General features: G+C 58.0%; 27 protein-coding genes and 1 tRNA gene. 13 read left to right on the plus strand and 15 right to left on the minus strand.

The window, feature by feature from the left end:
* Window positions 1-4 precede the first annotated feature (4 nt).
* On the plus strand, window positions 5-241 hold the full coding sequence (locus SIB73_RS12715) for a serine protease inhibitor (protein ID WP_413404579.1): 237 nt from the start codon (window positions 5-7) through the stop codon (window positions 239-241).
* Between the two features lie 22 nt (window positions 242-263).
* Here the strand turns inward: SIB73_RS12715 and SIB73_RS12720 are convergent, their stop codons facing one another.
* The gene (locus tag SIB73_RS12720) at window positions 264-695 is read right to left on the minus strand and encodes an HNH endonuclease (RefSeq protein WP_413404577.1); all 432 of its coding nucleotides are present in this window, start codon (window positions 693-695) and stop codon (window positions 264-266) included.
* A 249-nt stretch (window positions 696-944) separates the two neighbouring features.
* Here SIB73_RS12720 and SIB73_RS12725 point away from each other — a divergent pair, with 249 nt between their 5' ends.
* Window positions 945-2453 carry an SNF2-related protein gene (locus tag SIB73_RS12725; protein ID WP_413404575.1) on the plus strand — a complete coding sequence of 503 codons (1509 nt, stop codon included), beginning with the start codon at window positions 945-947 and terminating at the stop codon, window positions 2451-2453.
* Here SIB73_RS12725 and SIB73_RS12730 read toward each other — a convergent pair.
* The 3 genes from SIB73_RS12730 to SIB73_RS12740 all read right to left on the minus strand — a co-directional run bounded on the left by SIB73_RS12730 (window position 2408) and on the right by SIB73_RS12740 (window position 3834).
* Entirely contained in the window at window positions 2408-2761 is a 354-nt protein-coding gene (locus tag SIB73_RS12730; protein ID WP_413404573.1) for a hypothetical protein, read from the minus strand. The two genes, SIB73_RS12725 and SIB73_RS12730, sit on opposite strands and share 46 nt — an antisense overlap.
* 77 nt (window positions 2762-2838) lie before the next feature.
* Window positions 2839-3255: a DUF6554 family protein gene (locus SIB73_RS12735; RefSeq protein WP_413404571.1), complete on the minus strand. Its 417-nt coding sequence runs from the start codon at window positions 3253-3255 to the stop codon at window positions 2839-2841.
* A 63-nt stretch (window positions 3256-3318) separates the two neighbouring features.
* Complete coding sequence (locus SIB73_RS12740; protein ID WP_413404569.1) at window positions 3319-3834, minus strand: AbrB family transcriptional regulator; 516 nt, start codon at window positions 3832-3834, stop codon at window positions 3319-3321.
* A gap of 117 nt (window positions 3835-3951) precedes the next feature.
* On the opposite strand from SIB73_RS12740, the gene SIB73_RS12745 reads away from it, so the two are divergent.
* Entirely contained in the window at window positions 3952-4269 is a 318-nt protein-coding gene (locus SIB73_RS12745; protein WP_413404567.1) for a chemotaxis protein, read from the plus strand.
* 20 nt (window positions 4270-4289) lie between these two features.
* Window positions 4290-4553 carry a hypothetical protein gene (locus SIB73_RS12750; protein ID WP_413404565.1) on the plus strand — a complete coding sequence of 88 codons (264 nt, stop codon included), beginning with the start codon at window positions 4290-4292 and terminating at the stop codon, window positions 4551-4553.
* 412 nt (window positions 4554-4965) lie between these two features.
* On the opposite strand, the gene SIB73_RS12755 is transcribed toward SIB73_RS12750, so the two are convergent.
* Both SIB73_RS12755 and SIB73_RS12760 read right to left on the minus strand, forming a co-directional pair.
* A tRNA-Gly gene (locus SIB73_RS12755) sits at window positions 4966-5037 on the minus strand.
* 52 nt (window positions 5038-5089) lie between these two features.
* Window positions 5090-6241, minus strand: coding sequence for a pyridoxal-phosphate-dependent aminotransferase family protein (locus SIB73_RS12760; RefSeq protein WP_413404563.1), 1152 nt, complete (start codon window positions 6239-6241; stop codon window positions 5090-5092).
* Window positions 6242-6293: 52 nt separating this feature from the next.
* Between SIB73_RS12760 and cbiD the strand changes: the two genes are divergently transcribed.
* From cbiD to mrdA, 6 genes are all read left to right on the plus strand, one after another.
* The gene (gene cbiD / locus SIB73_RS12765) at window positions 6294-7466 is read left to right on the plus strand and encodes a cobalt-precorrin-5B (C(1))-methyltransferase CbiD (protein WP_413406180.1); all 1173 of its coding nucleotides are present in this window, start codon (window positions 6294-6296) and stop codon (window positions 7464-7466) included.
* A gap of 51 nt (window positions 7467-7517) precedes the next feature.
* The gene (gene guaA / locus SIB73_RS12770; protein WP_413404561.1) at window positions 7518-9104 is read left to right on the plus strand and encodes a glutamine-hydrolyzing GMP synthase; all 1587 of its coding nucleotides are present in this window, start codon (window positions 7518-7520) and stop codon (window positions 9102-9104) included.
* A gap of 310 nt (window positions 9105-9414) precedes the next feature.
* Entirely contained in the window at window positions 9415-10161 is a 747-nt protein-coding gene (locus tag SIB73_RS12775) for a histidine phosphatase family protein (protein ID WP_413404559.1), read from the plus strand.
* 164 nt (window positions 10162-10325) lie between these two features.
* Window positions 10326-10937, plus strand: coding sequence for a hypothetical protein (locus SIB73_RS12780; RefSeq protein ID WP_413406178.1), 612 nt, complete (start codon window positions 10326-10328; stop codon window positions 10935-10937).
* An 18-nt stretch (window positions 10938-10955) separates the two neighbouring features.
* Entirely contained in the window at window positions 10956-11336 is a 381-nt protein-coding gene (locus SIB73_RS12785) for a hypothetical protein (RefSeq protein ID WP_413404557.1), read from the plus strand.
* 5 nt (window positions 11337-11341) lie between these two features.
* Window positions 11342-13147, plus strand: a complete 1806-nt coding sequence (gene mrdA / locus SIB73_RS12790) for a penicillin-binding protein 2 (RefSeq protein WP_413404555.1) — start codon at window positions 11342-11344, stop codon at window positions 13145-13147.
* A gap of 1 nt (window position 13148) precedes the next feature.
* Here the strand turns inward: mrdA and SIB73_RS12795 are convergent, their stop codons facing one another.
* From SIB73_RS12795 to SIB73_RS12810, 4 genes are all read right to left on the minus strand, one after another.
* A complete protein-coding gene (locus SIB73_RS12795) occupies window positions 13149-14297 on the minus strand; it encodes a glycosyltransferase family 4 protein (protein ID WP_413404553.1) in 1149 nt (382 codons plus the stop codon).
* A 14-nt stretch (window positions 14298-14311) separates the two neighbouring features.
* Entirely contained in the window at window positions 14312-15508 is a 1197-nt protein-coding gene (locus SIB73_RS12800) for an NAD-dependent epimerase/dehydratase family protein (protein WP_413406176.1), read from the minus strand.
* Window positions 15509-15566: 58 nt separating this feature from the next.
* Window positions 15567-15734, minus strand: a complete 168-nt coding sequence (psb34, locus tag SIB73_RS12805; protein WP_114990452.1) for a photosystem II assembly protein Psb34 — start codon at window positions 15732-15734, stop codon at window positions 15567-15569.
* Between the two features lie 87 nt (window positions 15735-15821).
* A complete protein-coding gene (locus tag SIB73_RS12810) occupies window positions 15822-16631 on the minus strand; it encodes a thiazole synthase (RefSeq protein WP_413404551.1) in 810 nt (269 codons plus the stop codon).
* Window positions 16632-16740: 109 nt separating this feature from the next.
* Here SIB73_RS12810 and SIB73_RS12815 point away from each other — a divergent pair, with 109 nt between their 5' ends.
* The gene (locus tag SIB73_RS12815; protein WP_413404549.1) at window positions 16741-17244 is read left to right on the plus strand and encodes a hypothetical protein; all 504 of its coding nucleotides are present in this window, start codon (window positions 16741-16743) and stop codon (window positions 17242-17244) included.
* Here SIB73_RS12815 and SIB73_RS12820 read toward each other — a convergent pair.
* From SIB73_RS12820 to rpmI, 3 genes are all read right to left on the minus strand, one after another.
* Entirely contained in the window at window positions 17212-17805 is a 594-nt protein-coding gene (locus SIB73_RS12820) for a tetratricopeptide repeat protein (protein WP_413404547.1), read from the minus strand. The genes SIB73_RS12815 and SIB73_RS12820 overlap by 33 nt on opposite strands.
* Before the next feature lie 34 nt (window positions 17806-17839).
* Window positions 17840-18187: a 50S ribosomal protein L20 gene (rplT, locus tag SIB73_RS12825; protein ID WP_413404545.1), complete on the minus strand. Its 348-nt coding sequence runs from the start codon at window positions 18185-18187 to the stop codon at window positions 17840-17842.
* A 68-nt stretch (window positions 18188-18255) separates the two neighbouring features.
* On the minus strand, window positions 18256-18453 hold the full coding sequence (gene rpmI, locus SIB73_RS12830) for a 50S ribosomal protein L35 (RefSeq protein ID WP_066908876.1): 198 nt from the start codon (window positions 18451-18453) through the stop codon (window positions 18256-18258).
* 76 nt (window positions 18454-18529) lie between these two features.
* On the opposite strand from rpmI, the gene SIB73_RS12835 reads away from it, so the two are divergent.
* Window positions 18530-20152, plus strand: coding sequence for a SpoIID/LytB domain-containing protein (locus tag SIB73_RS12835; RefSeq protein ID WP_413439615.1), 1623 nt, complete (start codon window positions 18530-18532; stop codon window positions 20150-20152).
* Between the two features lie 31 nt (window positions 20153-20183).
* A complete protein-coding gene (locus SIB73_RS12840) occupies window positions 20184-21533 on the plus strand; it encodes a glycosyltransferase (RefSeq protein ID WP_413406174.1) in 1350 nt (449 codons plus the stop codon).
* On the opposite strand, the gene SIB73_RS12845 is transcribed toward SIB73_RS12840, so the two are convergent.
* Both SIB73_RS12845 and SIB73_RS12850 read right to left on the minus strand, forming a co-directional pair.
* A complete protein-coding gene (locus SIB73_RS12845; RefSeq protein WP_413404541.1) occupies window positions 21530-23482 on the minus strand; it encodes a DNA polymerase III subunit gamma/tau in 1953 nt (650 codons plus the stop codon). The genes SIB73_RS12840 and SIB73_RS12845 overlap by 4 nt on opposite strands.
* 23 nt (window positions 23483-23505) lie before the next feature.
* Window positions 23506-24210, minus strand: coding sequence for a lecithin retinol acyltransferase family protein (locus SIB73_RS12850; protein ID WP_413404539.1), 705 nt, complete (start codon window positions 24208-24210; stop codon window positions 23506-23508).
* Between the last annotated feature and the right edge of the window lie 17 nt (window positions 24211-24227).

Genomic DNA, 24227 nt, shown 5'->3' on the forward strand with positions numbered 1-24227 from the left:
GGCCGTGACCAGTTCCTGTCTTCCCCTGGTGTCTTCTCAGTCGTCCATGCTGCCTCGCAGGTCCTTCAATCGCGGCATTGCACTGTCCACAGGTGAGAGCGCCGCTCTGCGTCGCCTGGCGGCAACCCTGTTCGCTTCGGTGTTGGTGAGCGGGGCTTTTGTGCTTGCACCAGAGCAGCCTGAGCAACAGGCCTCAATCTGTCAGCAGCATCATTCCGCAGAGGCCTGCAGAGTCTGGTGATCACGGTTCCAGTGGAGTGGCTTCAGGCGGCCTCAAGCCCCCAGCTCTGATGATCCTGGTTGTCGAGTGAGGAATCCGGCGTGTGCGATGCGCTGGTGGTTTGATTCAGCTCAGGTTGTGCCCATTGAAGGAGTCTCAGGGCAAGGCGCAGATCACCATCCATCCATGCTCGGATCGCCATGGCTCGGCGGGGATCGTAAAAACGTTGGCGTCGATACCAATCAAAAACATCGGAATCAGATTTGTGCCCGTTGCATGAAAGACAAGCTGGAACGCAGTTTTCAGTGGTGCTTAAACCGCCTTTGGCTCTAGGGAGAATGTGGTCAATCGATTCTGATCTTTTTCCGCAGTAAATACAGCTTTTACCGGTGTAAGTATGTAGTGATTGACGCCATCTTCGAACACGCAGTTTAGGGCAAAGATCTTCAAGGAAAACCGCGTCCCTGTTATGCATCCGAATGGCTCGGTTGAAAGAATTCTGGCGCTTTCCCAGAGTTCGTCAATGTGTTCTTTGCTGCATTTTCGGTACTTTTCAAGTGTGATATTTGAGCTTTAAGTCCCTTGTGGTGCCCTGGAGAACTAATACAATTGCTTTCATTGAATTGTCCTACCGGCATTGTCAACGTCCTGCTGCAGCCTTGGGCTGACCCCATCAGGACTTGTGAGGGTCACTTACCCCTTTGATGCGGTAACGCATGCGCAGATGGGCCGGATCCGGCCTCGTGGACTCTGGAAAGGCTCGCAGCATGGCTGGGAATTCCCACTTGCCGCAGCTGAGTGCCTGCTCGACCGTCTGGGCTCACGTTTTCGGGTTGAAGAAGAACTGGTGCGTTGGCTGGACTGGCACCGTCATCCACTGCCACCGCTTCCTCGTCACCGGGAGTTGATGGCGTGTACCGACCTGAATCAGCCCTTGGCTGATGGTCGAATACCGCTTCCTCATCAACGTTCCGGTGCTCGTTGGTTGTTGTCACGTCGCGGAGCGTTGCTTGCTGATGAGATGGGTCTGGGGAAGACGCTTACCTCTCTCCTTGCCGCTCGCGCTCTGATGCGTGCTGTACCTCTGCAGCTCATGGTGATCGCTCCTGTGGGACTTCACCCGCACTGGCAGCGCGAAGTGGAGTCATTGGATCTTCAGTGCACATTGCACAGCTGGGCTCGTTTGCCTGATGACCTTCCGGAAGCGGGAACTCTTCTGTTGGTGGATGAAGCGCATTTCGCCCAGTCGCTTCATGCTCAGCGAACCCAGGCTCTGTTGCGTCTGGCACGCCATCCCCGGTTGCGGGCGGTCTGGATGCTTACGGGTACACCCATCCGCAATGGTCGACCGATTCAGTTTTTTCCCTTGCTTGCAGCGATGGATCATCCGCTTGCACGCGATCAGCGTTCCTTTGAGGAGATCTTCTGCCAGGGACATTGGAGTGAGCAGGGTGGTCGGCGCCGTTGGCGTGCAGATGGTGCAAGTCGTCTTGAGGAGTTGCGGCGTCTCACCCGACCGCTGGTTTTGCATCGGCGTAAGCAGCAGGTGCTGGGTCTGCCCGCCAAGCAGCGTCGCTGCCACACCGTTTCACTGGCTGAGGAGCAGGCGCTTGGATTCGATCATCGCCTCCGTCTCGTGGTGGAGGACTACCGCCGACGCGTGCAACTCGGTGAAGTGCGTTCCGATGCTGAATCTCTTGCCGTGCTGACGTCCCTGCGCATGATTGCGTCGGAATTCAAGCTTCCGTCTGTTCAGGCGCTGGTCGAGCAGTTGCGTGTTGATGGCGAGGCGATCGTGTTGTTCAGTTCCTTTGTGACGCCGTTACAGCTCCTGCAGCAGCAGCTGGGTGGTGAGCTGTTGACCGGTCGGCAAAAACCGGAACAGCGACAGACTGCTGTGGACCGCTTCCAATCTGGTGGAACCGATCTGCTTCTAGCCACCTATGGCTGTGGGGGGTTGGGATTCACGCTTCACAGAGCTCGTCATGTTGTGCTGCTTGAGAGGCCCTGGACCCCGGGAGATGTTGACCAGGCGGAGGACCGATGTCACCGAATCGGTATGGATGGCGGGCTCACCAGCCATTGGCTCCAGCTTGGTCTGGCCGATCAGCTCGTTGATGGCCTTGTGGCCAGCAAGGCGGAAAAAATCGAGTTGCTGTTGGGTCCACGTCGTATCAGCTTGGATCGTCAGCCGTTGCCTGCCATGGTCGCCCGTTGTTTGCAGGATTGCTGACGGACGGCCAGCTCATGCCTGAGCAGAGGATCTTTGGATGTCTTTTTGCCTGTGAGAAGGGAGGTGGCTTTGCTCACATCAGCGCAAGCCTCGTCATCACTGCCCATCAAGGTGTGGATCAGTGAGCGGTCGGTGAGCGGAACAGGATTGTCAGGGTGACTCACCACAACCGCATTGCAATGTTTCAAAGCCTTGTCCAGTCGCTGCAGATCGAGATCTTCAAGGCAGCTGGATGGTTTTACCTTTGGATCAGGCGAAGCAGCTTGGGGACTTTCAGCATTTCCGCAGGCTTGGATCAGCAGCAGCAAGCAACCGATCAAAACCAGTTTTGGACCCCATCTGGAACAGCAACGGGCTTGCGCAGGCCTCAGCGATGACAAAAGTTTCAGTAGCTGTATCGATCATCAGCATCCCAGTCCGTTGAAGCCTCTGCGTTGGTGCTGCTGTCGGTGGTCACACTCGCTTTAGTGGCGCTTGACGATCTCTTGGAGGCTTTCCCGCCAAAAAGATCCCCCAGATAGCGACCGCAATCTGGGTAGGTCTCCGGTTCCGCCACCACCGTTTCAGTGATCATCACTGCTGCATGCTCAGGGGATGTTTTGAACACCCCACTGCTCTGACGCTTGATCAGGGCGTAGGAGGCTTTGAAGCTCACCTCGTGATCATTGCCATTGGTGCGCATGTAGCAATAGATCTGAGCACCCTTTTTGGTGTTGGCGCTGGCCGCCTCAACAGGTGCAGCTGCGAGCAGCATCCCCGCCAGAGGCAGCAGGACGGCGAGGCGGGTGCGGAGACTGGCCATTGATGGTCAGAAAGGGTTATCCAAATAAACTTATCGGCTTGTTTTTGGCTGTCCAGAGGGGAATCAGGTATTGCCCAGTCCCAGAGGGGTGAGCAGTTTCACAACCAACGGGAGGACCAGAAGCACAGTGATCAGTCGTACAGCGTGCAGTGCCGCAACAGCTGCGCCAACGCCGTAGTCCTCTCCCACCAGGCTCATGCCGCTGATTCCACCGGGCGCTGCTCCCAGCAGGGTGATCAGTGGATCGACGCCCAGCAGACGACTGGCCCAGAGACCGACCACCAGACCTGTCATCACCAGCGTGAGAGTGATGAGTAAAGCAGGCTTCCAGAGATGTTGCAGCTGTTCAAGAGATGTTCGCGTCAGACCGGTGCCGATCACAGTCCCGATTCCGATTTGAAGAGCGGTGCGTGTGCCGGGTGGCCATTCGGCAATCTCCAGGCGCCCGCTCATGCTCACAACAGCAGCACCGATCAGTGCGCCCGCAAGCGGTGCGGCTGGAATTCCGGTTTTCAGTGCGAGCAGTCCCATGCCTGTTCCGACCAGGGCATACACCAGCAGGTTCATCAGCGAAGACATGGCACCCGCAGGCAGCAGATCACTCAGTTTGAAGCCAGAGCGGGATGGCCTCGATATCAAGCCCTTGAGACTTGGTCACCCATGTGTTGTCATCAGGCCAGCTTCGCCAGTCTTCGGATGACTCAGTCCGTGTCCTTCCGCATCACTCGTACGGCGGAGGATGTTGCCCAGATGCTCAATGCCCTGTCGCAGCGTCTGGTCAAGCTTGAGCAACGCATGGAGAGCCTGGAGCTGCAGGTGCGTCAGCAGCGCAGTGAGGCTGAATCCATGCCAGCTGAAGAACGGCAGCGACTGGATGAGGTGGACCAGCTGCTGCTCGATTGCCAGGAGTTGCTTAACAGCAGCGAACTGGCTTCGGATGTGGTTTCCGAATCAGCAGCCGTGTTGTCTCACTCTTCGGCAAATGAGTCTGATCATGAGGCCGCGGCCGCATGAGGCTGGCCAGAGGTGGCAAAATGAAAAGAAAGCCGGCTATGGCATTCACCACCTTCACCACTTCTGGTCCTCGCAAATCCGCAAACAGCCGTTGTTCCATTGCTACTGACTCATCTGATTCGTCGGATGCGAGCACCAGCGGTTTCTTTGAGGGTGGCCATCAGCTTGAAAAGCTTGAGTTTGCCTTGGCCGTGGCCATCACAAGAGGCGATCAATCGAAATCTGATCAGTTGCGTGCACAGATCGACGACCTGGGCGGCAACATTGAAGAGCCTGGCACCTGACTTTGTTAGTCAGCTGAATGGAACCCTCACCAGAGGCACGCCAGAGTTCGATTAATCAGTCCTGAGCCCTTCTATGGATTGATATTTTCCGTGATCGTTTGTTAATGTCAATTCAATGCTTTATTAACCGCTTTGACGGCGTTGTTGAAATCTTCCGTACCACTGCAATCCGTGGAGCCTGACCGAGAGCAACTTCTCATTCGCGCCAGGCAATGGTTTGATCAAGCTCGTGTGCAGGCAGATGAAGGTAATACGACCGGTTCAGCCCAACTGATCCTGAAAGCTCTCAACCATGAACGCAGAGCTGGAAGCGTTGGCCCACAGGTTGTGCAATTGATCAAGCCCAGAGCATCGACATCCAGCTGGGGCAATCGCAGCTAAAAAATCATCGGAAAAAGTAATATTTAAGTCAAGCGGGTGACCGGATTTGAACCGGCGACGTTCAGCTTGGGAAGCTGACATTCTACCGCTGAATTACACCCGCGCCCTCTAATTCTATCTCATAGTAGAAATTACTCAACTGAGATTCTGGTTGCTCACCGGCCCAGGACTTCTGAAGCTGCGCTAAGTCCAGCACCCATTGATCCTTTGTGCAGACCGAGCGACTGCAGAACTGATTCGATCGCTGCAACCGCTGTCAGCACGTCTCTGTCACAGACGAATCCCAGGTGGCCTATGCGGAAGACTTTGCCCTTGAGATGATCCTGGCCGCCGGCGAGCAGGATGTCGTAGCGCTCTTTCACTGTTTTGCGCAGCTGTTCAGCATCAATTCCATTCGGTGCCACAGCCGTGATGGCCGGACTGCCGAATCCTTCTGCGGCAAACAGTGGCAGACCGATTGCCTTCATGGCTGCGTGGGATGCTGCGCGATGCCTGGAATGACGCGCAAAAATTGCCTCCAAGCCTTCCGTCTGCATCATCTCCAGCGCTGCCTCCAGAGCGAAATAGAGATTCACTGCCGGAGTGAAGGGATTGCTGTTCTTGGCAGCCGTTTTCCTGTAAGGGCCCAGATCCAGATAAAACTTCGGCAGATCGGAACGTTCGTAGGCCTTCCAGGCTCGATTGCTCATGGCAACGAAGCTCAGGCCGGGGGGCATCATGTAGCCCTTCTGGGAGCCGGAGGCGACCACGTCCAGGCTCCAGTCATCCATCGGCACATTGGCGGCTCCAAGACTGGTGACGCAGTCAGCAATGGTGAGAGCCGTTCCATGCGTTTTCACATGTCCACTGATGGTTTCAAGGTCATTGATCACTCCGGTGGAGGTTTCGGAGTGGGTGAGGATCACTGCCTTGATTGATTTGGCCGTATCGGCCTCCAGTGCGCTGCGAAATGCGTCCGGATTGAGCGGTTGCCCCCACTCGGCTTTGATGACCTCCACATCCAGCCCGTAGGCCTGCGCCACTTTCACCCAGCGTTCGCCGAACTTGCCGTTGTCACCACAGAGCACCTTGTCTCCGCGGCTGAGTGTGTTGATGATGCCCGCCTCCATGGCGGCGGTGCCGCTACCTGTGATGACGAGCACATCGCTGCTGGTTTGATGCAACCAGCGCAGCTGTGCATTGGTGCGTTCCACCACGGCCTGGAATTCGCCGCTGCGATGGCCAATCGGGTGGCGGCCCATGGCCTTGAGCACTGTTTCGGGCACCGGGGTGGGTCCCGGGATCATCAGGGTGAGCTTGTCCTGCACGGGCTCGATGGTGCCAATCGTTCATCCTAAAAAATGATCCGCTGGGTTCCCCATCTCCTCAACGTCTGCTGATTCAGGCCCAGGGTTGACCCTGCCTGTCTGGGTGGCTGCTGCGGCGCGCGCTGCGGCGCTTGTTCTTGGTGGTTCCTCAGCGCCCACCAGTGTCGATCTGAGAATTCCTGCTGAACAGGGGCTGCGTCGTGTGGAGCTGCATGCGGCGTCGCTGCTGGATGGCGGTCAGAAGGCACTGGCGATCAGCATCTGCGATCCAGGTGATGGATTGGATCTCACCCGCGGCCTGGAGATCTGGGTGGTTGTGAGCCTTAGCTCCTCCAGGGAGGGATTGCACATCCACGCCGGTGAGGGTGTCGGTCGGCTGGAGCAGAACGGTGCACTGTGTATTTCTGGTTTCGCCCGAGAGTTGCTTGAGCTCAATCTCAGCGATCTGTTGCCGGTTGTGGGAGGCCTGGAGGTTGAGGTGGTGTTGCCCCGCGGACGGGAGTTGGCCTTGCGCACCAGCAATTCGGCGTTCGGAGTGGTTGAGGGTCTTGCGTTAATTGGCACGCAGGCGGAGGTGCAGACCAGTGCTTCCCCTGATCAGCTGCAGCTGGCTCGTCAGCGGTTGCGTGAGCTCACCGGTCAGAGCGGTTTCGCCGGTCGTTTGACGCTTGTGATTGGTGAAAATGGTTTGGATCTGGCGCAGCAGCTGGGACTGTCCGAGCAGCTGCCGCTAGTGAAGTCTGGAAACTGGATCGGGCCCTTGTTGGTGGCTGCTGCTCAATCCGGAGTGCGGCAGCTGCTGCTGCTCGGTTATCACGGAAAACTGATCAAATTGGCGGGAGGGATCTTTCACACTCACCACCACCTCGCAGATGCACGCCTGGAGGTGTTGTCTGCTCTGGCCGTGCAGCAGGGTCTCAGTCTGGAATCCATTCGCGCCCTGCTTCAAACCGCCTCGATGGAACAGGCCTGGGGTTGGCTGCAAGCCCATGATCTGAAGCAGGCCATGGGGCTCTGGATGGCCATGGCTGAGGCGGTTGAAGGGCGGAGTGAGGCTTATCTGAAGCGCTATGGCTGCACTGGCATGCGTGTGGGGGCCGCTCTGTTCAATCGTGAGCGTCAGCTGCGTTGGGCGGGGCCTGAAGGTCTGTTGATGCTTCGGGATTGTGGCGTTCAACTCCATCCTGTGGCAGCTGATCCAGGTCAAGGCCCTTCTCTACGCTGATTGATTGGCGGCCGATTCCCGCGGCCTACCGTTCCACGGCTTTCGTGCGAGATGTCCCAGGTTCCGATTGAAGGTCAGCGTCAGCCGGCCATCGTCATTCTTGATTTCGGCTCCCAGTACTCCGAACTGATTGCTCGCCGGGTCCGAGAGACCGAGGTGTTTTCCGTGGTGCTGGGATACAGCACCTCTGTTGAGGAGCTGCGCAAACTGTCGCCTAAAGGGATCATTCTCAGCGGCGGCCCAAGTTCGGTGTACGCCGATGGCGCTCCTCTTTGCGATCCACAGATCTGGTCGATGGGGATTCCTGTCCTCGGTGTCTGTTACGGCATGCAGCTGATGGTTCAGCAGCTGGGCGGTCGTGTGGTGGCAGCAACCGGTAAAGCCGAGTACGGCAAAGCTCCGCTGGAGGTGGACGATCCCACGGACCTGCTCACCAATGTGGATAACGGCTCCACGATGTGGATGAGTCATGGGGATTCGGTGGAAGCTCTGCCGGAGGGCTTTGTGCGTCTTGCCCATACCGCCAACACCCCTGAGGCGGCCGTCGCTCACCATCAGCGTCAGTTGTACGGGGTGCAGTTCCATCCCGAGGTGGTGCATTCCACCTGCGGCATGGCGATGATCCGCAATTTCGTCTATCACATCTGCGGATGTGAGCCTGACTGGACGACAGCAACGTTCATTGAGGAAGCTGTCACGCAGATTCGCGAGCAGGTGGGTGAGAAGAGAGTGTTGCTTGCTCTCTCAGGTGGCGTGGATTCCTCCACCCTGGCCTTTCTGCTCAAGAAGGCCATTGGTGATCAGCTCACCTGCATGTTCATTGATCAGGGCTTCATGCGCAAAGGCGAGCCTGAATTCCTGATGGACTTTTTTGACCGCAAGTTCAATATTCACGTTGAGTACATCAAGGCCCGGCAACGATTCCTGACCAAGCTCAAGGACGTCACGGATCCTGAGCAGAAGCGCAAGATCATCGGCACCGAATTCATCCGTGTGTTTGAAGAGGAGAGCCGTCGCCTCGGTCCTTTTGATTACCTGGCCCAGGGCACGCTTTATCCCGATGTGATCGAGAGTGCAGGAACCAACGTCGATCCCAAGACGGGTGAGCGGGTGGCTGTGAAGATCAAGAGCCACCACAACGTGGGTGGCTTGCCGAAAGATCTTCAGTTCAAGCTGGTGGAACCGCTGCGCAAGCTGTTCAAAGACGAAGTGCGCAAGGTCGGTCGCTCGCTCGGCCTTCCTGAGGAGATTGTGCGTCGTCACCCCTTCCCTGGTCCCGGTCTGGCCATTCGCATCCTTGGTGAAGTCACAGCGGAGAAGCTCGATTGCCTGCGTGATGCGGACCTGATTGTTCGTGAAGAGGTGAAGGAGGCTGGTCTTTATCACGACATCTGGCAGGCGTTCGCTGTTCTGTTGCCTGTGCGGTCGGTGGGGGTCATGGGTGACAAGCGCACCTATGCCTGGCCAATCGTTCTGCGCTGTGTCTCAAGTGAGGACGGCATGACCGCTGACTGGTCGCGTCTGCCCTATGACCTGATGGAGACGATTTCCAATCGGATTGTGAATGAAGTGAACGGTGTGAACCGTGTGGTTCTCGACATCACCAGTAAACCGCCTGGCACCATCGAGTGGGAATAGGGCAGCAGTTGTAGAGAACTGCTCTCTGATTGCATGAAACTTGCCAATCCCCAGCTCTGAACGATTGAATTACAGGGTTGCATTAGGATTGAAGACCTGAAGGATCAGCTTCGAATCATTTACTTTCGGATTCAACTGGTTTGATTTGATCTATGTGCTCATTTGTGGATCGAACGCCTCGTGAATGTATCAAATAGATATCGATTAATGGATTGTTGATACATGCTTGTCGAGCGGCAGTTATGCGTAACTTTTTTTACTTGCTGCGCAGGGGTCCTGTGGATACGTTCAAATTGAATTGCTTTTTGCAATGAATTATCTCAAAAACATTCGCCTGGTTTCGGCCTCTGCAGTCCTCGTCGCTGGGGGTCTTCTGGCAACAGCAATCTCCACAGATACACCTTCCGCAAAAGCAGCTGTTGAGGATTACGAAATTAATGCTTCAACGATCTCTGGAGATCAGCGAAACACCGATTTCATTAATCGCGTTGGTGCAAGCCAGTTGGCCAACGATCTTCGCAGGGGTGGATATGTGATCTACGTTCGTCACGCTCGTACCAACAAGGACTGGGGTGACCAGGTCAGTCCGAACCTGAATCTCGCTGATTGCAATACCCAGCGTCGCCTCAGCCCGGACGGTAAAAAAGAGGCTGTTGAGATTGGTCGAGGGATCAAGGCTGCGCGAATTCCCGTTGGCGATGTGATTTCAAGTGACTACTGCCGTGCTTACAACACCGCACAGCTTGCGTTCGGAACATACACCAAAAATTCAAACCTGAATTTCCTGCCCTGTGTTGACTGCACTCCTAAGGAGTACAAGGAATACGCAGAAAGAGTGTCTCCTCTCCTTTCCGCCAAGCCGGCATCCGGAACCAACACATTCCTGATTGGTCACGATGATCCTTTCCAGGGAGTGACGATGGGCGTGGTGCCTCCTGACGGGATTTATCCAGATCCGATGGGTGTCTCCTATGTGGTGAAGCCGATGGGAAATGGTCAATTTGAACTGGTGGCCAAACTTCTCCCCACTCAGTGGAGAGCGCTGTCCCAATTCTGATTCAGCTGCATCAATCGTGACCGGTTCAGCGTTGGTTCCTTTTTGTGAGCCAACGCTTTTTAGGCTGCTCAAAGTCGGGGTGATACTGAAGTGTCAATGGGTCCTTTCAGGGGGCTGGTGGGTCGTTGCCGGCACCGATAACCTTGGCCCCCGGCTTCAAGGATGTGACCGCTGCTCATCAGCAGGACCAACAACTGCAGCGACGTCTTCAGCAGGACAGCATCCAGCTTGCTGGCAAGACCATTTACATCAATCCTTTTCTTTACTGGCGCCGTTTCGACAGCAATACGGATCGCTGGCTGCGAGAGCCAGGACAGCTGAATGAGGATCAGATCCAGCACAATCGTGGTCGTTTCTATCCAGAGCTGGAGTGGTCACTTCTTGATCCCGTTGAACAGGAGATCAAGGATGGTGCTGTGGAGATGTTCCTGAAAAGCCTGGAACTGATCGGGACCTTTCATCCTGAGCTCACGTCGGGGCAGCTGCTTGAGGTCGAGCGCAAGATGTCGATCACCAAGAAGCGTTCCTTCGAACGCTGGGTGGAGAAGTCTTACCGAAGAAGGGCTCGACTCCAAAGTAGGGAGAAGCGTCGGTTTGCTCGCGACCGCTTCTGGCGTGGCTGGTCTGAGTGGATTGCCCTGGACACCACCCACCATGCTTTGGCACCGATCGTGGCGCTTGTCGTGTTGTCGGGTGTGATCGGCTGGTCAATGGGGGCATCTCGTTCAGCGTGTCCGGCACTTGTTCTGCCTTCGGAGCAGACTGGGATTCGTTGAATCTTCCGTTCTGCCTCCATGGCCGACAGCCAACCATTCGACTCGTTGCGCCTGGCGCTGATGCAGGAGGTTCTGCCGATGGGATTGGCGTTCGTCGATCGCGTCCGCAACGACGGTCCTGCCAAGGCCGTGGAGTCTGTCGCCAGGGGTGATGATCCTCTGGCTGAGCTGAGACGCCAGGGTGAAGCAGCGGCACGGGAGGTGCGCGAGCGCCTGGATCAGATCAGCCCTGGACTTGGGAATCCCGTGGTGTCAGTGCAGGTGGAGGTTGATGAGCCTGCGGACCCCCAGGATGTTTTGGATTCAGATCAGGATGACTCGCAGCAGCTGCAGGAGGTCCTGGCAAGAATTGATGGACGTCTGCAGCGACTGGATGCGCTGATGAACAAGGTGAGTTGACTGGGATGGCGGGTTCGGGTTTCTCGCATAGGGACGGTCAGCGGCAGAGCGGTTTGCGTCAGCAGCCACTGGTGCTTCTCGCTCTTGTGCTGCTGGTGAGTGCGGCGATGGCTTCCCGCCTGGTCTGGCTTCAGGTGCTCGAAGGGGCCCGTTACCGCGAACTGGCCGATGAGAATCGGATTCGTCTTGTCCCTCGCTCACCGACCCGTGGAAGGCTGCTGGACCGGAAAGGTCGGGTGCTGGCCTCCAGCAAGTTGACCTATTCCCTCTACGTTGAGCCTCGATTGGTGGACGATGCCAGTTGGCCCGACCTGCGCGACCGTCTGGCCCGCTTGCTCAGCCTCGATGCAGCCGTGCTGGATCAGCGTCGTGGCAGTGGACAGGCGCGGGATGGTTATCGCATCAATCTGGCCACTGATCTCAAGCCTGAACAGGTTTTGCGTTTTCGGGAGCAGTCGCAGGGATTGAAAGGGGCCCAGGTGGATGTTGACATCCTGCGCTTCTACCCCCACGGAACCCTGGCAGCCCATGCCCTGGGCTACACCCAGCCCATCACTGAGGAGGAATACAAGACCCTCGCTGAAAAGGGGTACAAAATTCGAGACCGCATCGGACGCATCGGTGTGGAGGCTGCCTATGAAAACCACCTGCGCGGTGCCTGGGGTGGGCAGATGCTGGAGGTGAATGCCATGGGTGAGGTGCAGCGCCATCTTGGGGATCGTCCTTCTGTTGCCGGCAAGGATCTCAAGCTCACTCTGGATCTGGATCTTCAGCAGGCTGCGGAGCAGGCCTTGGCTGACAAGCCCGGTGGTGCGATCGTCGCCATGGATCCCAGTAACGGCGCCATTCTTGCCCTGGCCAGCAAACCCACCTTTGATCCCAATTTCTTCTCCAAGCTGGTCACCACTCAGAAGGAATACGACGCGCTGTTTTCCAATCCGAAAAAACCACTGCTGAGCCGGTCGATGAATGCTTACGACCCCGGCAGCACCTGGAAGGCCGTCACGGCCATGGCTGGTATGGAATCCGGCAAATACCCTCCTGAAACGCAACTCAACACGACCGCCTGCATCACTTACGGAGGTCACTGCTTCCCGGACCACAATGGCGCTGGTTTTGGTCGCATCGGCTATGCCGATGCTCTGCGTTTTTCCAGCAACACCTTTTTCTATCAAGTGGGAGTTGGCTCTGGATCCCTTGCGCTCAAGAAAGCGGCGAATGCACTTGGTTTTCAACAGAAGACCGGCATCGAGATCGGCTGGGAGGAAAGTGTGGGTCTGGTGGGTGATGAGGACTGGGCCGCAGCTGGCCGTGGCTGGGCCGACCCCGGCACGACCCCCTGGATTCCGGAAGATATGGCCAGTGCCTCGATCGGTCAGTCGGTGGTGCAGATCACACCCCTTCAACTGGCCAGGGCCTACTCAGTGTTCGCTAACGGTGGCTGGCTGGTCACACCTCATCTGGCTGACCAGGGGCTGGACTGGACTGACCCTGCCCGGCGCACAAAGGTTGAGATCAAGCCTTCCACGCTGAACAAGATCCGCGAGGGTTTGCGCAAAGTGGTCTCCGATGGCACCGGCGCCGGATTAAACGGTCCTGGGATTCCACCTGCAGGAGGTAAGACCGGTACTGCTGAAGACAGCACCGGCGGCCCGGACCACGCCTGGTTCGCCACCTATGCGCCCTATCCGGAGGGAAAGATCGTGATTGTTGCTTTTGCCCAGAACACCCCTGGAGGAGGGTCAGTGCATGCACTGCCTATGGCGAAAAAGGTGATGGAGGTCTGGAACCGCACCCGTGCCAAACAATGATTCAGGCGGCAGCGCTCAATTGCTCCTGCTGTAGAACGTTGCGGTAATAACCGCGCAGCTGTTCAGTCGCACCTGCCCAGCCCCAGCGTTCCGCCTCATCCCGGGCGGCTCTGCGCAGCGACTGGCGTTCGATGTCGTTTCCGAGCAGGCGACGCGTAGCTGTGATCAGGCTGGCGGCTCCTCCATCACTGCCGTCGGGTTCATACAGACAACCATTCACACCATCGGTGATGATGTCGGGAATCCCTCCACGGTTGGCTCCAACCACCGGGCAACCTGCTGCCATCGCTTCCAGCAGAACGAGTCCAAGAGTTTCCGTGCTGGATGGGAAGAGGAATGCATCACCGCTGGCGTAGGCGCTTGCCAGCTCTTCACCGGCCAGGTAGCCCACGAATGTGGTGGCCGTGTCTTCGAAATGCTTTTCCAGCTGCTGACGATGGGGGCCATCTCCGACCAGGGCCAGTCGCGCATCGGGAAGGGCTTCGAGCACAGGTTTGATGCGCTCGATCTGCTTTTCGGCTGAAAGCCGGCCCACATAGAGCAACAGAGCACCTCGGTCGTCTTGATCGCCCAACAGGCGCTGACGCATGGCATTGCTGCGCAGATCAGGACTGAACAGCTCGGTGTCCACTCCTCGCTGCCAGAGATCCGTGTGCTGAATGCCCTTGTCACTGAGTTCCTGAACCATGGCCGTGGAGGTGCATAAATTCAGAAGGGCCTGGTTGTGGGCGGCTTTCAGCAGTTCCCAAAGCAGTGGCTCGAGCATGCCCATGCCGTAGTGCTCGAGGTACTTGGGAAGATGGGTGTGATAACTGGCAACCAGCGGGATGGACTTGGTCTTGGCCAGCCAGATGCCCCCGAGGCCCAGCACTGCTGGATTGACAACATGGATGAGGTCAGGCTGGAAGGTGTCGATCGCTTCGGAGACAGCCGGTCGCGGTAAAGCCAGTTTCAGCTCCGGATAGAGCGGAAGAGGCATCGCGGGCACTCCGATCAGCCGGGCACCCATGTAGTCCTCCGGACAGCCCTCCGGGCAGAACACCATCACTTCATCACCGGCGTCCACAAGATGCTTCACCGTTTTGGTGAGGCGGGTGACGATGCCGTCGACCTTGGGAAGGAAGGTTTCTGTGAAGAAGGCGATTTTCAAGGGAGGGGCCTGATTCAGGAGGCGGAGCCGATGGCTTGTGCCTGGGTTTTGGTCCAGGCAGAGGTGCAAAGGATGCGGTTGCGATCACAGCGATCGGCGTAACGCGTGGCGATCTCCACCACCTCCTTCAACAGACCATCATCGAGGGTTGTGGGGTTGAGCCCGAGCTCGATGAAACAGCGGTTGTCCACGATCAGGTCGTTTTCAACGGCTTCATTGCGTGGGTTGGGCAGGTGGTTCACCTTGGCTCCGGTGAGGGCTGCCACTTTCTGGGCCAGTTCTCCCACTTGATGGCTCTCGGTCATCTGGTTGAAGATCTTGACCCTTTCACCTTGTGCTGGGGGATTCTCCAGGGCCAGCTGGACGCAGCGCACGGAGTCGCGAATATGGATGAATGCGCGGGTCTGGCCTCCTGTGCCGTGCACAGTGAGTGGATAGCCGATGGCCGCCTGCATGAGGAAGCGGTTGAGCACCGTTCCGTAGTCACCGTCGTAGTCAAAACGGTTGGTCAGGCGTGGGTCTCGATCCGTCGCCTCTGTATTCGTGCCCCAGACAATCCCCTGATGGAGGTCTGTGATCCGGACCTTGTCATTCTTGTTGTAGTAGAGGAACAGCAGCTGATCCAGCGTCTTGGTCATGTGGTAGACGCTGCCAGGGCTTGCTGGGTGAAGAATCTCTTCTTCGAAGCGGCTTCCATCGGGCTGAGGGACCTCCACCTTCAGGTAACCCTCAGGGATGGTGGCGCCTCTGTGTGACCCATACCCGTAGACGCCCATGGTGCCAAGGTGGACGACATGAATGTCCTTGCCGGACTCCACGATGGCGGCCAGCAGATTGTGGGTGCCGTTGACGTTGTTGTCGACGGTGTAGCGCTTGGTTGCGCTGCTTTTCATCGAATAGGGAGCTGCGCGCTGTTCAGCGAAGTGCACCACCGATTCAGGCTTTTCCTGGTTGAGCAGATCAACAAGTCGGTCGTATTCATGAGCAATGTCCATGTGCACAAAGCGCATGGGTTTGCCTCCGGTCTCCTCCCAGGCCTTCAGGCGATCACCGATGTTGGCAATCGGTGTGAGTGATTCAACCTCGAGGTCGATGTCAATCTTGCGGCGGCTCAGGTTGTCCACGATCACCACATCGTGGCCCTGATCCGCCAGATTCACGGCGCAGGGCCAGCCGCAGAAGCCGTCACCACCGAGAACGAGAACTTTCACCCCAAACTCCTGCTGAAGCGTGCGAGCCGCCAATGAGGTGCAAGCTACTACAGGGTTTTCAGCTGATCGCCACGGTCAGGGCCATCAGTGCCACCACCAGCACGGAACCGCTGATGATCAACACCCTTGAGGCACTGCTGCGGCTGGTTTCCTTGGCCATCACCTCCATGCGGGGCTCCTTGGCGAAGGCATTCAGACGTCCACCGTCTTCGGTTGTGACCTGCATGGGTCTTGTGTGACTGGTCGGACCTTATGGGTGCAATTGCTTAACGGCCTCTTTTATGTCGCTTGCTTCATGTCACTTCACCACTCTTTACTTGACCAGACCAAGGGTTGGAGAGCTGGCACTCGCTTGATCCCGTTTCGGCAGTCGGCCTGAAAGGTAAGCGGTGCGGCCGGCTTGAACGGCCTGACCCATGGCTTCAGCCATCGCTGCAGGGTCGCCTGCCAGGGCAATGGCACTGTTCACCAAAACTGCATCGGCACCCATTTCAAGGGCGGCGGCGGCCTCGCTGGGTACCCCGATCCCGGCATCCACCACCACAGGAACACCAGCGTTTTCAATGATCAGGCCGATGTTCGAAGCGTTGAGCAGCCCCTGCCCGGATCCGATCGGCGAGCCCAGTGGCATCACTGTTGCGCAGCCCACTTCTTCAAGCCGTTTGGCGAGCAGCGGATCGGCATTGATGTAAGGCAACACTGTGAACCCCTCCTGTACGAGTTGTTCCGCTGCTTCCAGGGTTCCGAACGGATCCGGCAGAAGGTGCCGGCTGTCGGGAATCACCTCAAGTTTCACAAAGGTGTTGTCTTCCTGTCCCGCCAGCTTGGCCAGCTCACGGCCGAGCCTGGCCACACGTACGGCTTCTTCGGCATTGGCACAGCCTGCTGTATTGGGCAGCATCCAGATGTTTTTCCAGTCAATGGCTTCCATCAGGCCGGCGTGCCCAGCTGCCGAAGTCTGAACGCGTCTGACGGCCACGGTCACCATGTCGCAAGCGGAGCGAACAAGGCTTTGCTGCATCGCTTCCAGATTGGGATATTTGCCTGTGCCGGTGAACAGCCTGCTGTTGAACTGCCGACCACCGATCAGAAGTGGGTCGGTGCTGGTCGGGGTTGACGCCATTGAAAATGCTGGGGACTGGTGGGAAACCGGATCGGAAGTTGAACAGGCCACGATCGCGGGACCTACCGTGCGCACAACATCCGTTCTTTTCATATTCATCACTATGGACATGAACGTGCCGATCCAGATTCCGGCGACGTTCGAACCGTCACTACCTCTTGATGCCTCTGTCCTGGAGGAGCCACTACAGCTTGAAGGTTCGGTTCAGCGTTTTGACCCGATCGCAAGGGCTGCCAGTCTCGCAACGTCGATGCCCAGAGAGTGGTGCGGCAGTTACATGTCGTTCACAAGCGGAAACAGCGTCGATGTGAAACTCACCCTGGCAAGTGTTCAGCCCATCGGACAGATGGTTGACCTCAGAGGCAACATGCAGATCGGTGAGATCAGCACGCCCGTGCAGGGCAATCTCAATGCCTCATCTGATCAGGTTGATCTCTTGCCGCTTTCCGGTCAACTCACCAATGACCTTGAACCTGGTGGAAATTACCTCGCTCTGCAAGGAATGACTCTTGCGAGCTGGCAGGCCCCACGACTCACCAATCGCGGTGGCAGTCTCAGTCTGTCTCCAAGCTGCCCTGGATCAGAAGCCCCTGCCGTCAGAGCTCTCTGGTGAGCTGTTGTTTCTCGATTCGATGAATGAGCTGGACTTTCGTCTTTTTACTGCCTTTTCAAGACGTTTGAGTCGGTTTTTGGCTGTTTTGTTCGATGGCTCAAGTTCAAGCACTTTTCGGTAGAGGTCCGCGGCCTCCTCTCTGTTGAGCAGTCGCTCCTGAGCGAACGCGAGATTGTTCAGAGCCACCGGATAGTCAGGCTTCGCTTGAAGAGCGAACTTGTAATGACGTACAGCTCCTAAAAAATCCTTCTGAGCAGCGAGAGAAAATCCCAGAGCGTTCTGGATCAATGCCCTTGCTTCAGATGGCTCCTTGTCGAGGCGTTTGACAGCCTGACGCAATGTTGCTGTCGCCTTGGGATAAAGACGTTTGCGCAGCTGAACACTGGCCAGCTCATACAGATCACCAGCGTCCTTGGACGATGCAGCCCCGGATTGCTCGAGACGGCTCAGCTCTAGTTCATCACGACGAACGCGCAGCAGCTGCCTGCCTGCAATAAACGCGGCAATAGCGAGCAAGCCGATCAGCCCTAGCAGGTAGGTCTGCGGAAGGAAGGAATTCATGAGAGCTGAATGAGATCCCGAGCAGGGACGCTATTCAACCCTGAGTTGCATTCACCACACTGGCGAAGCTGGAGGGGTCTGCCACAGCCATTTGTGCCAGCATTTTGCGATTGAGACGCACGTCGGCTTTTTTGAGGCCACCGATCAAGCGGCTGTAACTCACCCCGTTCATGCGTGCCGCTGCATTGATTCTTGCAATCCACAGACGGCGGAAATCGCGCTTGCGCCTGCGCCGGTCGCGATAGGCATTGCAGAGGGCCTTCATCACCCGCTGGTTGGCGGTGCGGAAGAGGGTTCCGTTGCTGCCTTGAAAGCCTTTAGCCAGGCGGAGAATCTTGTTACGACGCTTGCGGGCGACATTGCCTCTTTTGACGCGTGCCATGGGTCTGGAAAAATTGAAGTAAGAAAAATGTGATCGAATCCGTCACTGCTCAATGAGCATGACGCGGCTCATGCGTAAGGCATCATCAGAGCCACACGCTCTTCATCGGTGCGGTCAACAACGGCTTTGGTTTTCAGATGACGCTTCAATTTCGGACTTTTGTGGTCCAGCAAGTGATTGTGGAAGGCGCGACGTCGCAGAAATTTGCCAGTGCCTGTTGCTTTGAACCGCTTGGCGGCTGCTTTGCGGGTCTTGAGCTTGGGCATTTCTCTGGCAGCGCGTGGCACAAACGACAAACATAGAACCTCAACCTCCCTTCAGCCAAACGATTTCTTCAAGTTCATGTTCAGTTCAGCTGTCCGGTTCGTGGCAATGCCCCTTTCCTGTTCAGGTGCAGTGCTGAGGGCAGTTCCCTGGATCTGTCTTCCTGCCTGGGTTGCCTCTGGCTGTCAGGCCCAGGTGATCCATCCGCCTGCGCCTCAGTCCGGCGCGTTGGCTGTGCCGACACATCGCGGGGTTCCACTGCCGCCTTCAGCGAAGAATTCCGTTCTCTGGGTGTCTCTTGACGATCATCTCGGCGCAGGAACGCTTGAGGGTCGGTCGGCTCCTCTGGTGACCCTGGTCAGCGCAGGGACTGCCCCTTTGCAGCTCAAGGACCAGGACGGAAACGTTCTGCTGTCATCTGACAGGTTGCGTTTCAGCTGGCGCAGGGTTCCACTGCAGGAGTCACTCGATGTGGCCCGGCGTGTTGCTGGACCGTTCGCGAGTTTCGAGTCTGCCGATCGGATTGCTGAGCGCTGGCGAGATCAGGGGGTCAAGGCTCAGGTGGCTCATCCAGGCGATTGGGAAGTCTGGGCTTCTGCTGATGCGCCGGATCTGGCTGATGTCCCCCTGCGCGAGGTCAGTGAACGCATCAGCACTGTTGTGATGCCGGTGCTCGAAGGGCCCACTGGAGGCCGCACCCTCAAGGGTTCTCTGCGGGTGGATGCTCCCGATGGCATGCGCTGGAAAGGTGGTGTGCTGCGCGGTCCTTTCCGTCTTCAGCCTGATGCCTACGGCAGCTGGACGCTGCTGGAGAAGCTTCCGCTGGAGCGTTATCTCGAGGGGGTTGTGCCCCATGAGATCGGAGCGGGATCCCCAGCGGCGGCTCTGCAGGCTCAGGCTGTGCTGGCTCGCACCTGGGCTTTGGCCAACAGCCATCGTTTTGCGCTGGATGGATATCACCTCTGCAGTGACACCCAATGCCAGGTGTACAGCGATCCACGGCTGGCAAGCCCAGCAGTTCGAGAGGCCATTCGTGCCACTTCCGGTGAAGTGTTGTTGTGGAATGGACTGCCGATTCATGCGGTCTATCACGCCAGCAATGGCGGGGTGAGTGCGCACGCTGAGGAAGCCTGGGCGATGGAGCCGCTTCCCTATGTGCAGGTGCAGGCGGATGGTGTGTCCGCTTGGGGTCAGTCGATTTCCCTGCCTCTGCGCGGTACCCAGGATGTGCAGTCTCTGCTGAATGGCGGGAGTGGTGCCTATGGAGCGAGCCATCCCCGTTTTCGCTGGAGCCGTGTCTACACCGCAGGCCAGCTGGCTCAGGCACTTGTCGCCGCCGGCCAGGGAGATGCCGCCCCGACATCAATGAATGTGCAGAAACGGGGGCCCAGCGGACGGGTCCTTGCTCTTGAGATCGACCGCGATCGTGGAGCAGCTCCTGTGGTGTTGAAGCTGGACGCCATCCGGCGCACCCTGCGCCGCTTGCCCAGCACGTTGTTTGTTGTTGAAGCTGAAGGCATGGGTGTCTGGCGTTTCCAAGGCGGGGGGTTCGGCCATGGAGTGGGGCTGTCCCAGGCAGGTGCGATCGATCTGGCCGATCGAGGCTGGAGTGCTCAGCGGATCCTTCAGCACTATTACCCGGGAACTCAGCTGGGACGATTCTCAGTGCCTGCCGGGTCCGCTGCTGCTGAGGCCCCTTAAAGTCCCTTTGTTTCGTCGTGGTGGGAGGGCTGTGGCCGCAGGGATTGGAGATCACCGACGCGGCAAGACGGTCTTCTTCCTTGCCGCCTGTGGCTGGGCTGGTGCGATGCCCCATTGGCTGGATCCATCCCGGAGCCTGATCCCTGCCTTCACTCTGGCGATGCTGCTCGGGGGGTATGCCCTGCGCACCCTGATGAGAGGTCCTGATCAGCAGACCACGCAGAACAACGGCAGCGAATCGAATGATTCCCCGTCCATGTCAGTGGAGGTGTTCCCCACAGTGGATGTGGTGGTTGCTGCACGTGACGAGGAAGCGGTTGTCACACGCCTGGTGGAGCGACTCAGTGCGTTGCGCTACCCGGATGGTCGTCTGACCTTGTGTGTCGTGGACGATGGCAGCGAAGACCGCACTTCCGACTGTCTCGTCGAGCTTCAGACCCGTTTTCCGTCCCTACTTGTGATCAGCCGGCCTCGCAATGCCGGCGGAGGAAAGTCAGGTGCTCTGAACGCCGCTCTGGCTCAGACCCAAGGGGAATGGTTGCTGATTCTTGATGCGGATGCACAGCTGAATTCCGATCAGCTGGAACGGCTGATGCCCTTTGCCACCAGTGGTGATTGGTCAGCTGTGCAGATGCGTAAAGCGGTGACGAATGCCAGCAGCAATTGGTTGACCCGTGCTCAGGCCATGGAGATGGCCTTTGATACCCAGCTTCAGGACGGACGGCTTGCAGGTGGTGGTGTGGCGGAACTGCGCGGTAACGGTGAGCTATTGCGTCGGGATCTGCTGGAGGCCTGCGGTGGTTTCAACGAGGACACCGTGACCGACGATCTGGATCTGAGTTTTCGCTTGATGCTGCAGGGAGCTCGGATTGGCATCCTCTGGGATCCACCCGTACAGGAAGAGGCCGTTGAGTCGCTTCAGGCACTCTGGAAGCAGCGTCAGCGTTGGGCAGAAGGAGGCTTGCAACGCTTTCTTGACTATTGGCCGGAATTGATTTCTGCGCGTCTGACCCCAGCGCAGCGCAGGGACATGGCTTGTTTCTTTCTGCTTCAGTACGCCCTTCCCGTGGTCTCGTGGGCGGATTTGCTGACGAGTGTGATCAGCCGCACAATGCCGGCTTACTGGCCGCTCTCGATCGTGGCTTTCAGCGTGTCCGGGGTTGCTTACTGGCGAGGCTGCCGACGCCCAAGTGAGGGGCCTGATCTGCCTTCGCCCGGTCTGTTCAATCTTCTGCTTGGCATTGCTTATCTCAGTCACTGGTTCCTCGTGATTCCCTGGGTCACCCTGCGCATGGCGTTTCTTCCCAAGCGACTGGTCTGGGCGAAAACCACACACAGCGGACAGGACGAGACCCTTCGGGCTTCAGAGCCTGGGATCTAGTTGTTGAGGTCCACGTCCAGAACCTGACCGTTGAAGAAGTCAGCGAAGCGCTTGACCTTTTCATCCATGGCTGAAGGTTCGGGGCGCACCGGGGTGGCCGTTGTTGGTTGAGCCGACGCGGCTCCAGTGCCAGGCTGGATGGATGTTGCCTGGCTGGCGGCAATTGGGGGAGCTGCAGCAGCCGGCGGTTGATGGGCAGAGGTTGGGGTCGATTGGCTTGCAGGAGATGCTGCTTTGTCAGCTACCTCAGTAGGCGACTGGCCGGGTGGAGGCAGTTGAAGGCCGCTGCTGGGAGCTGGTGCAGGCGGTGATGCCGTTTTTGGTGCAGGTGTGCGGGGCATGGCGGCCATGGGTGCTGCGCCTCCATGGTTTTCGAGTACCAGCTGACGATTACCTCCCATGGCCGTTGCAATCGCTTTTTCCAGCAAGGTTGCGCGGCTCTGCACCATTCCCATCCAGTTCCCGGAGACCTGCACGACGGCGCGGTGGCTGTCAATCCGGACCAGCCGGGCCTGCTGAGACAGCAGCATGCGCGTGGAGGGAAGTTCCAGACTGGCCAGGATTTGTTGCCAGAGCTCTCCAAGGTCTTCGCTTGGGGAAGGAGTGCTTGCAGCTGCATCAGCTGGGGGCTCGGATGCTGCGGCTTCCTGTGAAGGAGGCGAGTGGGTGTTGGACGTATCGGGAAGGCTCACCGCTGGCTGGGCTGTTGAGGCATCGGTCACTGAGGAAACGCCTGTTGCAGCGCTGGCTGCCGAAGCGACCGCTGGTGCCTGTGCAGGGGCCGGTGTTGGAACAGCTGCTGAACTCGCTTGAACTGGTGCCGGTGATGAGGTTGCTGCGCTTGTTGCGGCAGCTGGTTCAGCCAGCAGACCGAGCAGCAGCACCTCCAGCCAGAGGCGCGGTTGAACGCTCTGGCGCAGCTGTTGTTCAGCACCTCGGAGCTGTGACTGCCATTGCAGCAATCGGGCACGGCCAATGGATTTGGCTAGGCCAGGTAGTTGATCGCGGAACTGGGGAGACACCCCGGTCAGCTCAGGGCGGTCCGGTGCGGCAGCCATGAGCACGAGATCTCGCAGAATCCCTGCCAGGCCCTGCAGTACCGAGCCCGCATCACGGCCGCGATCCAGCAGCTTTCTGCTCGCTTCCAGCAGCATCACCGGTTCGTTGGTGCTCATGGCCTTCACCAGTTCCAGCAGCTCCTGTTCAGGAACTGCTCCCAGCAAATCCCATACCGCTCCGGCTTCGATGGGTCCTGGCAGCAGGCTGAGCTGATCCAGCAGGCTCTCTGCATCGCGCAAGCCGCCCTGGGCTCTCTGGGCCACCACATGCAGAGCTTCCGGTTGGATGGGGATCGATTCCTCTTTTGCGATCCAGTGCAGGTGTTGCTCCAGCGCATCGAGAGGGATGCGCCTGAAGTCGAATCGCTGGCAGCGGCTGAGGATGGTGGGCAGAACTCTCTGCGGGTCGGTTGTGGCCAGCACGAACACCACCTGTGGAGGTGGTTCCTCAAGGGTCTTGAGCAGTGCATTGAATGCAGCGGTGGAGAGCATGTGACATTCGTCGACCACATAAACCTTCCAGCGCGCCTGCACCGGAGCGAACCTCGAGCGCTCGATCAGGTCGCGGATGTTGTCAACGCCGGTGTTGGAGGCGGCATCGATTTCAATCACATCGAGCGCTGTGCCTGCGGCGATTGAGCTGCAGACTTCGCAGTTGCCGCAGGGCTCGGGCGTCGGTCCGTTGTTGCTGAGGCAGTTGAGTGAACGGGCCAGGATTCGGGCGCTGGAGGTTTTACCTGTTCCGCGAGGGCCGCTGAAGAGATAGGCCGGTGCTATGCGTCCGCTGCGCAGGGCATGGCCGAGGGTCGCCGCGATCGCCTCCTGTCCCACCAGCTGATCAAGCCGTTGGGGCCGGTACTTGTGATGCAGTGGCTGGTACGGCTGGCTCATGCACTGCCGGCAAGACGTTGAGGCTACCGAGGTTCTGGTTCTGAAACTGTGTCTTCTTCCCGAGAGGTCTCATCCAGCAGTGCATGGAGCTTGTCTTCCATGTCTTCGACGGCTGCAAGTTCATCGGCGATGCTTCTGCCAGTAAGCAACAACTGCCGGCTGCGTCGGTCGACGCGCTCATCTGCCCCCTGTCCAGGCATTCCCTGCATCCAGGTCTCCGCCTGTTCCAGGGTGCTGTCCAGTTTCTGCATCAAACGGATTCGCAGTTTCTGTAGTTGTTCCAGAGCTCGCAGGGCGCGTTCACGTGACTGTTCATCGATTACTCCCTTGCGCAGCAACAGACCCAGCCCTGTGAGCAGGGCCGCCGGCATCAGCTGGCCGAATGCCAATGCACCGAGGCTGCCTGTATGAAGCCAGTCCTCCACTTGTCCGCTCCTGTGCCGCCCTGTTTTGCACCAGTTGGCGAAGTGCTCGCAATTGTTGAACAGCAGGTTGTAGTTCTGTTCGCCAATCCTGCTCATGGCTCTTCTCAGGGTCACTCCTGCCGGTGATGCCTGTTCATGGCTCACCATGCTCACTTCCTGCCCTCGGCAGAACTCTTCAAGGGGGCTGCGCAGGATTTCCCGTCCCTCCAGGTAGTGGGCGACCGTGCCATCACCAAGATCGATGCCGTGGTGAAGAAACAGACCGTGCTGACGGGGAACCCTCAGATGGTCGGCGGTGGCCATGGCCGTGATGACGGGCT

It is taken from the genome of Synechococcus sp. MIT S9509, from assembly GCF_047303035.1.
In the GTDB taxonomy this organism is placed as follows: Bacteria; Cyanobacteriota; Cyanobacteriia; order PCC-6307; family Cyanobiaceae; genus Synechococcus_C.

Excerpts from the sequence above, each read along its gene's own strand:
- SIB73_RS12740 (WP_413404569.1), bottom strand. The coding sequence starts at position 3,834 with ATGTCTTCGCTGATGAACCTGCTGGTGTATGCCCTGGTCGGAACAGGC.
- SIB73_RS12735 (WP_413404571.1), bottom strand. The coding sequence starts at position 3,255 with ATGGCCAGTCTCCGCACCCGCCTCGCCGTCCTGCTGCCTCTGGCGGGG.
- SIB73_RS12845 (WP_413404541.1), bottom strand. The coding sequence starts at position 23,482 with ATGAGCCAGCCGTACCAGCCACTGCATCACAAGTACCGGCCCCAACGG.
- SIB73_RS12745 (WP_413404567.1), top strand. The coding sequence starts at position 3,952 with ATGACTCAGTCCGTGTCCTTCCGCATCACTCGTACGGCGGAGGATGTT.
- rplT (WP_413404545.1), bottom strand. The coding sequence starts at position 18,187 with ATGGCACGCGTCAAAAGAGGCAATGTCGCCCGCAAGCGTCGTAACAAG.
- SIB73_RS12835 (WP_413439615.1), top strand. The coding sequence starts at position 18,530 with ATGTTCAGTTCAGCTGTCCGGTTCGTGGCAATGCCCCTTTCCTGTTCA.
- SIB73_RS12810 (WP_413404551.1), bottom strand. The coding sequence starts at position 16,631 with ATGGCGTCAACCCCGACCAGCACCGACCCACTTCTGATCGGTGGTCGG.
- SIB73_RS12775 (WP_413404559.1), top strand. The coding sequence starts at position 9,415 with ATGAATTATCTCAAAAACATTCGCCTGGTTTCGGCCTCTGCAGTCCTC.
- mrdA (WP_413404555.1), top strand. The coding sequence starts at position 11,342 with ATGGCGGGTTCGGGTTTCTCGCATAGGGACGGTCAGCGGCAGAGCGGT.
- guaA (WP_413404561.1), top strand. The coding sequence starts at position 7,518 with ATGTCCCAGGTTCCGATTGAAGGTCAGCGTCAGCCGGCCATCGTCATT.
- SIB73_RS12750 (WP_413404565.1), top strand. The coding sequence starts at position 4,290 with ATGAAAAGAAAGCCGGCTATGGCATTCACCACCTTCACCACTTCTGGT.
- SIB73_RS12720 (WP_413404577.1), bottom strand. The coding sequence starts at position 695 with ATGCATAACAGGGACGCGGTTTTCCTTGAAGATCTTTGCCCTAAACTG.
- psb34 (WP_114990452.1), bottom strand. The coding sequence starts at position 15,734 with ATGCAGGTCACAACCGAAGACGGTGGACGTCTGAATGCCTTCGCCAAG.
- SIB73_RS12725 (WP_413404575.1), top strand. The coding sequence starts at position 945 with ATGGGCCGGATCCGGCCTCGTGGACTCTGGAAAGGCTCGCAGCATGGC.
- rpmI (WP_066908876.1), bottom strand. The coding sequence starts at position 18,453 with ATGCCCAAGCTCAAGACCCGCAAAGCAGCCGCCAAGCGGTTCAAAGCA.
- SIB73_RS12820 (WP_413404547.1), bottom strand. The coding sequence starts at position 17,805 with ATGAATTCCTTCCTTCCGCAGACCTACCTGCTAGGGCTGATCGGCTTG.
- SIB73_RS12815 (WP_413404549.1), top strand. The coding sequence starts at position 16,741 with ATGAACGTGCCGATCCAGATTCCGGCGACGTTCGAACCGTCACTACCT.
- SIB73_RS12785 (WP_413404557.1), top strand. The coding sequence starts at position 10,956 with ATGGCCGACAGCCAACCATTCGACTCGTTGCGCCTGGCGCTGATGCAG.
- SIB73_RS12850 (WP_413404539.1), bottom strand. The coding sequence starts at position 24,210 with ATGGCCACCGCCGACCATCTGAGGGTTCCCCGTCAGCACGGTCTGTTT.